This is a genomic window from Pseudomonas gingeri, assembly GCF_013386115.1.
In the GTDB taxonomy this organism is placed as follows: Bacteria; Pseudomonadota; Gammaproteobacteria; order Pseudomonadales; family Pseudomonadaceae; genus Aquipseudomonas; species Aquipseudomonas gingeri.
Map to the genome: position 1 here is coordinate 1 of NZ_JACAOR010000010.1, position 11,671 is coordinate 11,671.

Here is an 11,671-nt window from a genome sequence, read left to right on the forward strand (position 1 = left end):
ACTGGTCGATATTGTTGGCGTTGAGCCCGGCGCCTTCGATGGACACGCTGCCCTGGTCGACCTGATAACCCGACACCTGGCCGTTGCTGATCACCGGTTTACCGGTGGTCAGGGTCGCCTGCGGCGTGTTGATAAAGCCGCAGCCACTGCAACTGATGCCGTAAGGGTTGGCGACGATCACATGGGCCGACTGCCCCGCCACTTCGGTGTAGCCACGCAACTGGCTGGGGCTACCGCCGTTGACTTCGTTGAGGATGGTGGTGGCGGCACGGCCGTTGAGGTTGCTGTTGCCGAGGATGATGCCGCCCAGTTGGGTGGACTGGGTCCGGGCCGTGGCGTTGTTGAGGATGACGCCGTTGGCCCCGACGTTGTAGTCGTGGAACTGGTTATGGGACAGGCCGCTGCCGTTGGGCGCGGCGATATTGACGATGGGCACGCCATTGCCCGCCTGACCGAGCGTGGTTCCCGGCGCGCTGACCACGATACCGTCCGCCTGGGCCCACAGCGGCTGCCAGAACATCACGTTCGCCAACAGGAACGCCATGCCGCGCTTGGGCAGTCCCAGGAAGTGCCCGCGGGTTTTCAGGGCAGCAGAAGGTTGGCGCGCAAGGAAGGCGAAGTGGCGAACGTCCATGTCAGAAAATCTCGAATCAGATACAGCGGAAAATTAAAGGAAGAAATCCAGGCGGAAGTAGATCGGCGCTTCACGCTCAGTGATCGGCCCCGGTCTTTCCAGGGAATGGGCAAAGGTCACGGTGGCCGCCACGTGTTGCCCGCGGGCAAACAGTTCCAGCGAGTCGCTGGTCATGCGCCCGTGCTGCTCGGCGTTGTAGCGGTCGCGACGGATCACGCCCTGGTCGTAGCCGAGGCTGGTGCCATACTCGGCGAACACCGGACGCATCCAGTCCAGGGTCACCGGCCGTGTCCAGCGCAGGTCGTTGCGCCAGTAACCGCCGCTGTCGCCGGACAGGGTCTGGTCCTTGTAGCCGCGAATCGACGACTGTCCGCCCAGGCTCATGCGCTGCGAGCTGAACAGCACGTCTTCGCTGCGCTGGCCGGTCATCAGGCTGCTGAAGCTGAAGGACTCGCCCCACAGCTTGAATGGCTGCAGGTAGCTCAGCGTCGCGGTGTATTTGCGGTAGCGGGCATCGGCCTGGCCCGGTTTCGGGTCGTGATTGCCCTGGGCATCGAACGCACCGATGCCGTCCTGCATGCCCAGATCGACGTTGACGAACGCCCCGCCGATCCGCCGGCCGTGGTTGATGCCGAACTGGGCTTCGCTGATGCGGTTGCTGCTGACATCCAGCTTGCTGTCTTCGATAAAGTTGTTGGTGCGCAGGTAGGACACGCCGGTATTGAGTGAAGTCTTGCTCAGGGCATCGCGGTAGATGACCCGCTCCAGTTTCAACTGATGGTTCTGGCTGTCGCCGGTCTGCTTGAAATCGAAGCCACTGGCCTTGGCCAGCGAGCGGTATTCACTCTCGCTGTAGGTGTAGCTGAGGTTCCACCAGCCGAACGGCAGGTTGTAATACAGCATCGCATTGCGCGAGGTTTTCTGGTGATCGCTGAGGGCATCATGGCCGCCGCGCAGGGACAGCTGGTCGGCCAATCCCAGGGGGCTGTCCCAGTCGAGGCTGGTGCCCCACTGCTGTTCGCCGGTGCTGCGCTGGCCGTCGTTGTGCCGGGCCAGCCCGACCCGCCAGGGTTTCTGCGGAGTGTTCTTGACCAGCACTTCGCTGCCGCCGACCTCCTTGCCCGGGGCCAGCTCCATCTGCGCCTGGTTCGACGGCAGGCGATTCAACTGGTCGACCATCTGCTCGATTTCCCGCAGGTTCAGCAGATCCCCCGGCTTGCCGGGAAAAGTCATTGCCAACTGGCGGTCGGAAATACCACTGCCCTCGTCCCCCTTCAAGCCTTCGAGCCGACCTTCGACCACCAGCACCTTGAGGTTGCCGCTGGACAGGTCCTGCTGCGGCAGATAGGCACGGCTGGTGACCAGGCCTTTCTCGATATAGTGGTCGGTGATGACCTTGAGCAACTCGTTGAGCTGCGGCACACCCAGGCACTGGCCGATGTAAGGCTTTAACAGACGCTCGCGCTCGGCCTCGGACAGCGAGTCGGCGCCCTTGAGTTCGATGGTCTTGATCGGGAAGCAGCGGGTGTCGACCGGAGTCGTCGGCGCCACGGGGGCCGCGGCTTTGCCGGGCAGGTCCTTGAGCTCTTCGAGACGGCGGCGCTGTTCTTCGAGGAGGCGATCCTGGCGATCGCGGATCAGGTCGGTGACCCCGGGGTTATCAGCAGCATGAGCGGTATTCAGGGCAGAAACACACAGCAACGCAGCGCACAGCCTCGTCCCGAAGGCGAGTGGAGACATGATCGATCCCTCGAAATACAGCTGATATCAAAATAATGGCGCGATGGTAGAGAGACGACTCTATGGCGTCAACAAATGTAGCTATTTATTTCAGTCTCGATACGGACGTGAAAAAGCATCCGTTCCAGTCGAAACGGATGCTTTCTGGCAGGTTGATCAGGCCCTGGTATTGACCGTCACGGCAGCTCCGGTGCTGCCGAACTGCTGCAGGTTCTGCAGGACGTTGATGGCTTTCTTGTAGGCAGGGACCATGTAGTTGGAATACTGGTCGTTCTTCAGGTTGCGATCCTGGATGGTGTTGATCTGCGTGGCGAAATACTCCAGGGCATTGAAGTTGTCGTCCGGCTTCGTCTGCGCCCCGAACTTGTCGAAATCCTCACCGGCATTGAGCATCAGGCTCGCCGTGAAGGTATCGATCAGGCCGTTATCCTTCAGGAACGTACTGATCTTGCCCAACTGCGTGGGGCTCACCTGCTCCGGATTGAAGTCCTTGAACCTCGGCCGCAGCTTGGCACTGGCCATCTTGCCGGTGTCGAGCGCCAACGGATCCTTGCCGATCGTCTGCAACAACTGCTTGGCCTTGTCGCTCTGGATAGTCGACTTCTGTGCTGGACTGGCAGCATCCGGAACGAAGATCCTCAGCCCCGCCGCCGTGGCCCAGGCCCCCACCGCGCCCATGCTCATGACTGACCTCCCCGGCCCAGGCGCGTGAAAATCCGACCATGCTGCTGACGTGCGGTGGAGACGACCATGGAAAGTATCCCTGAACGATTGGATTTAGGCGCCCGGCGTCCCGATCGGATCAGCGTGGCGGCGGCTTATATTTCAATTGACCTATAATTTACCTACACAGTATTACATTTAGTTACATTTAAACAGCCATGTCATCAACGTCGCCATGAAGGCGCGCGCGACCGAGCCGCCCAGGAAAGTTGGGCACAAGATGGGTGTCGATCAGGCGGGAAAGGTCGGGCGAGTCGCAGCAAGAGGGCGGCGCGAAGACCGCGAAACACCCGCTCCAATCCGAAACGGGTGCTGGCAAGAGCCCTTGTCAGGCCTTGGTGTTGACCGTCACGGCAGCGCCGGTGCTGCCGAACTGCTGCAGGTTCTGCAGGACGTTGATGGCCTTCTTGTAGGCGGGAACCATGTAGTTGGAGTACACGTCCTTCTTCAGGCTGCGATCCTGGATGATGTTGATCTGGGTGGCGAAATACTCCAGGGCGTTGAACTTGTCGTCCGGTTTTTTCTGCACCCCGAACTTGTCGAACTCCTCGCCGGCATTGAGCATCAGGCTCGCCGTGAAGGTATCGATCAGGCCGTTATCCTTCAGGAACGTACTGATCTTGCCCAGTTGCGTAGGCGTCACTTGCTCCGGGTTGAAGTCCTTGAACTTCGGTCGCAGCTTGGCGCTGGCCATCTTGATGGTGTCAATCGCCAGCGGATCCTTGCCGATCGTGCGCAAGAGCTGCTTGGCCTTGTCGCTCTGGATCTTGGACTTTGCTGCCGGAGTGGCATCCTTGACGAAAATCTTCAGGCCTGCCGCGGAGGCCCACGACCCTACCGTTCCCATGCTCATGACCGTACTCCCTGGCTCAGGCGATTGAAAATCTGATCATGCTGGTGACTTGCTGATGAGGCAGTCATAGGAAACGTCCCTGAACGATAGGTATAAGAACTCCGGATTCTAGTCAGATCGATCTGACGGACAACCGATATTCCAATTCAGTTACAATTTATCTACATTTCATTACATTAAAATGGCCACCCCCTCGATCAGGCCGCTATCCCTCGCACCAGAGCCTTCCGAACTTCTTGTACGAACGTACCTAAAGACCCTCCATACAAAGCCGATAACCTGTCGAAGCCCTGAAAAGCTCACGAACAATAAAAGCCGCTTTGCAAGGACAGGTCCCATGCCCATGTTCCGTACGATCCAAGCCCGCTACACGCTGTTTCTGGTCCTGTTCATCCTGCTGCTGTTCGTACTGACCGTCGTTGGTATCAGCCAACTGGTCGCGCCGAAACTGCGGCACACCGAGGAACAGGTGGCACTCAACCGCATTGCCGAAGTGGCGGAACAGATCCAGGGCGAACTGAACAAGGTCCAGGCCCAGCAACGCAGCATCACCCAGACCATCCCGCTGCTCGACAGCGATGCCATCGACAAGGTCCTGCCGGGACTGGTGGATCAGTACGGCGAGCTGAAGGTCTTCGGCGGGGGCATCTGGCCCCTGCCCGGCCAGCGCACCCCGGGGCAGAACAAGCACAGCACCTTCTGGCACCGCGATGCCAACGGCCAGTTGAAGGTCAACACCTTCTGGAACAGCGCCGAAGCCCCCAACTATTACGACCAGCCCTGGTACAAGGGCGGCATGGCCACCCCGCGCGGCCAGTGCGCCTGGGCCGCGGCCTACAAGGACGACGCCAGCCAGGAGCCGCGCACCAACTGCGCCATGGCGATCCAGCGCAATGGCGTGCCTTACGGCGTGTCGACCATCGACGTGACCCTGGGCTTCTTCAACGACCTGGTGGCCCGCAAGGAAAAAGACCTCGGCGCCGAGATGCTGATCGTCGAGGCCGACGGCAAGATCATCAGCAACAGCACCCATATCAACAGCCCAGTGGTCCTGAAGAACATCAATGACCTGGCGGGCAACTCGCCCTTCGCTGCCCAGGTCAAGGCCGGCCTGCAGGAGCGCGACAACGGCCGGCGCCGGGTCGAGTTCGATAACGAGGGCGTCGCCAGCACCTTCTTCATGCGCCCCATCGAAGGTTCGCCATGGTTCCTCGCCACTTCGCTGCCGACCCAATCGATCACCGCCCAACGCGATGACGTGCTCAAGACCCTCAGCCTGCTGCAGATCCCGATGATCCTGCTGCTGGTGCTGCTGCAGATCTACGCCATCCGCAAGCTGGTGCAACGCATGCAGGCGCTCAAGGCCAATATCGATGCCCTGTCCAGCGGCGATGCCGACCTGACCCGGCGCATCACCATCCGCGCCGAAGACGAACTGGGCGCCATCGGCCATTCGGTGAACCGTTTTATCGTCTACCTGCAGAACATGATCGGCGAAGTCACCCAGGCCACCGGCGACATGGCCGGCAGCCTGGAAAAACTGCAACAGACCTCGGCCCACACCAACCAGATCCTGACCCGCCATGCCTCGGAAACCGACCAGACGGTAACCGCCATCACCGAAATGAGCAGCACCGCCGAGACCGTGGCGCAGAACGCGGCCGAAACCGCCGCCTTCACCCAGCGCGCCAGTGAACACGCCGACCGTTCGCGGGTGGTGGTGGGCGAGGCGTCCGGCAGCGTGATCGCCTTGATCGACGAAGTGGCCAGTGCCACCCACAAGGTCGAAAGCATGCAACAGGACGCCCAGCGCATTACCGAGATCCTCGGGGTGATCGGGGCCATCGCCGGACAGACCAACCTGCTCGCGCTGAACGCGGCCATCGAAGCGGCACGCGCCGGGGAACAGGGCCGCGGTTTCGCGGTGGTCGCCGACGAAGTGCGCGCCCTCGCCGCCCGGACCCAGGCCAGCACCTCGGAAATCAATGAAATGCTGACCCGCCTGACCCAGGGCGTCAGTTCCTCGGTGGCGGCCATGGAAAACACCCAGGCCAGTTGCCAGTCCGCCGCCGATGCAACGGCTCGGGTCAACTCGGGGCTGGATGAAATGGCCGGCTCCGTCAGCCATATCAACAGCCTGAGCACCCAGATCGCCACGGCCGCCGAGCAGCAGAGCGCGGTGACCGAGGAAATCAACCGCAGCATGGTGCAGATCCGCCACATGGTCGAAGAACTGGTGAACAGTGGTCATGCCACCGACAGCAACACCCGCAGCCTGCTGGAAGCCAACAACCGCGTCAGCGTACTGATGGGCCGTTTCAAGGTCCGTTGAACCGCGCACTGCCCTGCTCCCCCGTGCCCCGCACGGGGGAGCATCGATTGATTGTCACCCAAACGGGTGGAATCACCCGGCATCGCCTATGCTGACTCCTGCTTCGCCCTCCAAACAAGGAATGCAGCAGGAGTCGACATGGAACAGCCCTCTTTCCAGACTTACGCCAAGACCCTGAGCAACGAGATCTATATAGAAGCCGATATTGCGATGCTCTACGCCTACGTGACGCAGCCGGACCGCTGGCATGAGTGGCACCCGACCTCCGTCAGCGCCGAGACCGGCATCCGCGGCTCGCTGCCCAAGGATCACCGTTTCACCGAAGTCATCGACCTGCTGGGACTGCGGGTCGACATGAACTACCGCGTGGTCCTGGCCGACCCGCCCCATGCCTTCAAGACCGCCTTCACCTCCGCCGTCGTCGACGGCTGCATCCAGTACCAGTTGCAGCGCCAGGGGCGAGGCACGCATTTCACCCGCACCCTGCAGTACATCACCGAACTCAACCTGAATGGATTGCAGGGCCGCATGATCGACCTCTCGACCCAGGCCATGCACAACCTCAAGCGCGTGATGGAAACCTCGCCACACACCCTCGCCTGACAAATTCGTCATCTGTCCCTCAGGTTGCCGACAGCCACGACGGTGCACCCTGGCTGCCCGTCGTCGCCCGCCACAAGACTGTTTCAGACTGTTTCGCAAGCCGGACAACACGGTGTTATCGGCGAGAATACCCGGCCTCTCACTTCGCATCCCAGGACGTCCCCATGAAAAACTCCTTGCGCCTGGCCGCCCTGTCGGCCCTGTTCATCAGCAGCCTGGCCCAGGCTGGCGAACCGCTGTCCATCGATGTACACCGCGACGCCAGTTGCGGTTGCTGCAAAGCCTGGATCGCCCACCTGCAAGCCAATGGCTTCAAGGTCAACGACCATGTCGAAGCGGACATGAGCGCCGTGAAACAACGCCTGGGCGTGGCGCCACGGCTCGCCTCCTGTCACACGGCGGTGATCGATGGCAAGTTCGTCGAGGGCCACGTCCCGGCCGAGCAGATCATTGCCCTGAGCAAGCGCGCCGACCTGCGGGGCATCGCGGTACCGGGCATGCCCCTGGGCTCCCCCGGCATGGAAATGGGTGATCGCCAGGACGCCTTCCAGGTGATCGGCCTGACCAAGTACGGTACCGACCAGGTGATCGCCGACTACCCGGCCCGATAATCCGCGGGCCCTGGCACGGGGCCTGGCGCACGAAGGAGGCGCGCCCGTTAATCCAGGGTTAATCGCGCCTGAGCAGCATCGGGGGCAGATTCTTCCGGAGGTCCCGCATGTCCACTTCACGCTCCCTTGTCCTCGGCAGCCTGTTCCTCGCTGCCTCCCTGCCCGTGCTGTCCCATGCCGCCGAAGGCCCGTCCTATGGTCCGGAGCTGCAAGGCTTCGACTACCCCTACCCGGTCGAACACTTTGCCTTCCAGTCCCAGGGCAAGTCCCTGCAGATGGGTTACATGGACGTCAAGCCCAGCGGGCCGGCCAATGGCCAGAGCGTGGTGCTGATGCACGGCAAGAACTTCTGCGGTGCCACCTGGGATGAATCGATCAAGGCCTTGAGCGCCGCCGGCTACCGGGTCATCGCCCCGGACCAGATCGGTTTCTGCACATCCAGCAAGCCCGATAACTATCAGTACAGCTTCCAGCAACTGGCGAGCAATACCCACGCCCTGCTGGAAAATCTCGGCATCCACAAGGCCGTGCTGCTCGGTCATTCCACCGGCGGCATGCTAGCCACCCGCTACGCCCTGCTCTATCCGCAACAGGTCGAGCGCCTGGCGCTGGTCAATCCCATCGGCCTGGAAGACTGGAAAGCCCTGGGCGTGCCCTACCGCACCGTCGACCAATGGAACGAGCGCGAGTTGAAGCTGACCGCCGAAAGCATTCGCAACTATGAACGCAACACCTACTACGCCGGCCACTGGAAACCCGAGTTCGACCGTTGGGTCGATATGCTCGCCGGCCTGAACAAGGGGCCCGGGCATGTCGCGGTGGCCTGGAACTCGGCGCTGATCTACGACATGATCTTCACCCAGCCGGTGTACTACGAGTTCAAGGACCTGCGCATGCCCACCCTGCTGCTGATCGGCACTGCCGACACCACGGCGATCGGCAGCGATATCGCGCCGCCGGAGGTCAAGACCCGCATCGGTCACTATGATGTGCTCGGCAAGCAGGTGGCCAAGCTGATCCCGCACTCGACCCTGGTGGAATTCCCCGGCCTGGGCCATGCCCCTCAGATGGAAGAGCCGGCCCGCTTCCACAAGGCCCTGCTCGGCTGGCTGGCCGCCAAACAATAAAAGAGGAAACAGACAATGACGTTGCAGATTGCGGTAATCGATGACTGGCAAGGCGTGGCCGGCGACGTGGTGGACTGGTCCGCGCTCGAAGGCATCGGCCAGGTGCATTTCCTCCACGACTACCCGGCCGACAACGGGGTCATGGCCGAACGCCTGGCGGGCTTCGATGTGATCTGCGTGATGCGCGAGCGCAGCACCTTCAACGAAGCGCTGCTGCGCCAGTTGCCGCGCCTGAAACTGCTGGTGACCGGCGGCATGCGCAATGCCGCCCTGGATATCAAGGCCGCCACCGCCCTGGGTATCCAGGTCTGCGGCACCGACAGCTACAAGCACGCCGCCCCGGAGCTGACCTGGGCGCTGGCCATGGCCCTGAGCCGCAATCTGCTGAAGGAAGCCAACTCCCTGCGCGCCGGGGATTGGCAGCAGGGCCTGGGCAGCGATCTGTATGGCAAGACCCTGGGCATTCTCGGCCTGGGCAGCATCGGCCAGAAAGTCGCCCGCTACGGCCAGGCATTCGGCATGCGGGTGATCGCCTGGAGCGAAAACCTCACGCCGGAACGCGCCGCCGAATCAGGTGTGGAATACGTCGGCAAACAGGCCCTGTTCGAACAGGCCGACCTGCTGTCCGTGCACCTGGTGCTCAGCGAGCGCTCCCGCGGCCTGGTGGACGCCCGGGCACTGGGCTGGATGAAACCTTCCGCGTACCTGGTCAACACCGCTCGCGGGCCGATCGTCGACGAACAGGCACTGATCACCGCGCTTGAGCACGGTCGACTGGCCGGTGCCGCCCTGGACGTGTTCGAACAGGAGCCGTTGCCGGCCGGGCATCCCTTTCGCACCCTCGACAATGTCCTGGCCACGCCCCATGTGGGCTATGTCAGCCAGAACAACTACCGGATGTTCTACAGCCAGATGATCGAGGATATCCAGGCGTGGGCGGCCGATAAGCCGATCCGCGTGCTCGGCTAGACCATCAGGTGGACCGTGCCCGCTTCCATTCGGGCACGGCCGCACCGGGCCCGCGCACTTTTTTTGCTCCTGCCACGCCCCCTCCTCGAACACCCACCCCACCCGTCTGCGCCAATCGGGTGCAGCCGATCACGAACGATCGTTCCAAAAAAAACGCCAGCCATTGCCCCATATACCCGTCCGGTGTTTTTTTCCCATTTGTCGTCTAAACAAGGCCCTTCGCATGGGCGACATCTCTCCTACACTGTTTTTTGGGCCTACTGACCACTCAGTCATTTCATCGAAAAAAAGTCGAAACTTCTGAAACAGCGGTCGGTCAGGTTAAAGGTAAGGCGTCTGTTGCGGGTGTCATGGGCACAGACGCTTCCCACCCTTTCTTGTTCCGGTGCGTTGCGCGGTATTCGCTCAATCGCCCTGAACGGGTGTGTCCGACCAAAGGATGTGGTTTCGGCACACTGTGTGAAAGGCAGGGATCAGATCAAATAAAACGGGAGAGACACATGATCAGCGCTGCGTTGGAAATTCAGGGAGAAGGTTTGATTCAGGCCAGCGAATCGGTCCCCGTGTCGACACCCTTGACCGGAGGGAAGCCGTTGTCACCGGCAGTGGCCGCCAACCCGAACAAGAAGAAAGTGCTGTTTGTCACCTCCGAGTTCGCCGATCTGGTCAAGACCGGCGGCCTGGGCGACGTCTCCGCCGCACTGCCACGGGCCATGCACCACCTGCATGATGTCCGCGTGCTGATTCCCGGCTACCCGCAAGTGCTGCACAGCGACAACCCGATCCATATCATCGGCGAGCTCGGTGGTCATGCCGCCTTGCCGCCCTGCAAGATCGGCCGCATGGACATGCCCGACGGCCTGGTGATCTACGTGCTGATCTGCCCCGAACTGTTCGAGCGCGAAGGCACGCCCTACGGCGCCAACAACGGTCGCGACTGGCCGGACAACCATATCCGCTTTGCGCGCCTGGGCCTGGCCGCCGCCGATATCGCCGCCAACCTCGCGCAGATCCACTGGACCCCCGACCTGGTCCACGCCCACGACTGGCCCGCCGGCCTCGCCCCGGCCTACATGCACTGGCGCGGCCAGCGTACGCCGACGCTGTTCACCATCCACAACCTCGCCTACCAGGGCGTGGTCAGCCTGGCCTGCTGCCCGGAACTGGGGATCCCGCCCCACGCCCTGCAACAGGAAGGCATGGAGTTCTACGGCAAGCTGTCGTTCCTCAAGGCCGGCATGGCCTATTCCAGCCATATCACCACGGTCAGCGCCACCTACGCAGAGGAAATCACCACCCCGGAGTTCGGCTGCGGCCTCGACGGTTTCCTTGCCAGCAAAACCTACCAGGGCCTGCTCAGCGGTATTCCCAACGGTATCGATGAAAGCTGGGACGCGGCCACCGACAGCCATCTGGTCTGCCCGTTCAACATCGGCGACTGGGACGGCAAGGCGGCCAATGCCGCCCATGTGCGCCAGTTGTTCGGCCTCGAGCCCTCCAGCGGTCCGCTGTTCGCCGTGGTGTCGCGACTGGTCTACCAGAAGGGCCTGGACCTGACCGAAGCGGTCAGCGAATTTATCGTCCGCGCCGGTGGCCAGATCGCGATTATCGGCCGTGGCGAACCGGAAGAGGAGCAGGCCATGCGCCAGCTGGCCCTGCGTTTCCCGGGCCAGATCGGCGTACGCATCGGCTTCAACGAAACCGATGCACGGCGGATGTTCGCCGGCAGCGATTTCCTGCTGATGCCTTCACGCTATGAACCCTGTGGCCTGAGCCAGATGTACGCCCAGCGTTTCGGCTCCCTGCCGGTGGCGCGCAATACCGGCGGCCTGGCCGACACCATCGAGAACGGCGTGACCGGTTTCCTCTTCGACGAATCCACCGTGGAAAGCTACGAAGAAGCCCTGAGCCGGGCCTTCAAGGTGTTCGCCTACCCGCCGCTGCTCAATGCCATGCGCTGCCGGGCGATGGCCGCGCCGTTCAACTGGTGCAAGGCGGTGGAACCCTACGCACAACTGTATGAAACCTTGGTGGCGAATTCCCGGAGCAGATCGGGCAAGCACTGAGGAGGTCTTCATA

At 62.1% G+C, this 11,671-nt stretch carries 10 protein-coding genes; 6 read left to right on the forward strand and 4 right to left on the reverse strand.

Features of this window, described 5'->3' with window-relative positions; all coding sequences use genetic code 11:
• The 4 genes from HX881_RS18945 to HX881_RS18960 form a co-directional block, all read right to left on the reverse strand.
• Nucleotides 1-634: filamentous hemagglutinin N-terminal domain-containing protein (locus tag HX881_RS18945; RefSeq protein ID WP_177085956.1), on the reverse strand; the 634-nt coding region annotated here is incomplete at its 3' end.
• 33 nt (nt 635-667) lie between these two features.
• Nucleotides 668-2,374 (reverse strand): ShlB/FhaC/HecB family hemolysin secretion/activation protein, encoded by a 1,707-nt coding sequence (locus HX881_RS18950; RefSeq protein WP_042934881.1) that lies wholly within the window; start codon nt 2,372-2,374, stop codon nt 668-670.
• A gap of 156 nt (nt 2,375-2,530) precedes the next feature.
• Nucleotides 2,531-3,058 (reverse strand): hypothetical protein, encoded by a 528-nt coding sequence (locus HX881_RS18955; RefSeq protein ID WP_017125032.1) that lies wholly within the window; start codon nt 3,056-3,058, stop codon nt 2,531-2,533.
• 367 nt (nt 3,059-3,425) lie between these two features.
• A complete protein-coding gene (locus HX881_RS18960; RefSeq protein WP_017125031.1) occupies nt 3,426-3,950 on the reverse strand; it encodes a hypothetical protein in 525 nt (174 codons plus the stop codon).
• 337 nt (nt 3,951-4,287) lie between these two features.
• Here HX881_RS18960 and HX881_RS18965 point away from each other — a divergent pair, with 337 nt between their 5' ends.
• The 6 genes from HX881_RS18965 to glgA all read left to right on the forward strand — a co-directional run bounded on the left by HX881_RS18965 (nt 4,288) and on the right by glgA (nt 11,658).
• On the forward strand, nt 4,288-6,282 hold the full coding sequence (locus tag HX881_RS18965) for a methyl-accepting chemotaxis protein (RefSeq protein WP_177085958.1): 1,995 nt from the start codon (nt 4,288-4,290) through the stop codon (nt 6,280-6,282).
• Nucleotides 6,283-6,420: 138 nt separating this feature from the next.
• Nucleotides 6,421-6,885, forward strand: coding sequence for an SRPBCC family protein (locus tag HX881_RS18970; protein WP_017125029.1), 465 nt, complete (start codon nt 6,421-6,423; stop codon nt 6,883-6,885).
• Between the two features lie 164 nt (nt 6,886-7,049).
• Entirely contained in the window at nt 7,050-7,496 is a 447-nt protein-coding gene (locus HX881_RS18975) for a DUF411 domain-containing protein (RefSeq protein WP_017125028.1), read from the forward strand.
• A gap of 107 nt (nt 7,497-7,603) precedes the next feature.
• The gene (locus tag HX881_RS18980; protein WP_177085960.1) at nt 7,604-8,623 is read left to right on the forward strand and encodes an alpha/beta fold hydrolase; all 1,020 of its coding nucleotides are present in this window, start codon (nt 7,604-7,606) and stop codon (nt 8,621-8,623) included.
• Between the two features lie 15 nt (nt 8,624-8,638).
• The gene (locus HX881_RS18985; protein WP_177085962.1) at nt 8,639-9,592 is read left to right on the forward strand and encodes a D-2-hydroxyacid dehydrogenase family protein; all 954 of its coding nucleotides are present in this window, start codon (nt 8,639-8,641) and stop codon (nt 9,590-9,592) included.
• A 500-nt stretch (nt 9,593-10,092) separates the two neighbouring features.
• Nucleotides 10,093-11,658: a glycogen synthase GlgA gene (gene glgA / locus HX881_RS18990; protein WP_177085964.1), complete on the forward strand. Its 1,566-nt coding sequence runs from the start codon at nt 10,093-10,095 to the stop codon at nt 11,656-11,658.
• Nucleotides 11,659-11,671: the final 13 nt, after the last annotated feature.

Excerpts from the sequence above, each read along its gene's own strand:
- HX881_RS18975 (WP_017125028.1), top strand. The coding sequence starts at position 7,050 with ATGAAAAACTCCTTGCGCCTGGCCGCCCTGTCGGCCCTGTTCATCAGC.
- HX881_RS18955 (WP_017125032.1), bottom strand. The coding sequence starts at position 3,058 with ATGAGCATGGGCGCGGTGGGGGCCTGGGCCACGGCGGCGGGGCTGAGG.
- glgA (WP_177085964.1), top strand. The coding sequence starts at position 10,093 with ATGATCAGCGCTGCGTTGGAAATTCAGGGAGAAGGTTTGATTCAGGCC.
- HX881_RS18950 (WP_042934881.1), bottom strand. The coding sequence starts at position 2,374 with ATGTCTCCACTCGCCTTCGGGACGAGGCTGTGCGCTGCGTTGCTGTGT.
- HX881_RS18960 (WP_017125031.1), bottom strand. The coding sequence starts at position 3,950 with ATGAGCATGGGAACGGTAGGGTCGTGGGCCTCCGCGGCAGGCCTGAAG.
- HX881_RS18980 (WP_177085960.1), top strand. The coding sequence starts at position 7,604 with ATGTCCACTTCACGCTCCCTTGTCCTCGGCAGCCTGTTCCTCGCTGCC.
- HX881_RS18970 (WP_017125029.1), top strand. The coding sequence starts at position 6,421 with ATGGAACAGCCCTCTTTCCAGACTTACGCCAAGACCCTGAGCAACGAG.
- HX881_RS18965 (WP_177085958.1), top strand. The coding sequence starts at position 4,288 with ATGCCCATGTTCCGTACGATCCAAGCCCGCTACACGCTGTTTCTGGTC.
- HX881_RS18985 (WP_177085962.1), top strand. The coding sequence starts at position 8,639 with ATGACGTTGCAGATTGCGGTAATCGATGACTGGCAAGGCGTGGCCGGC.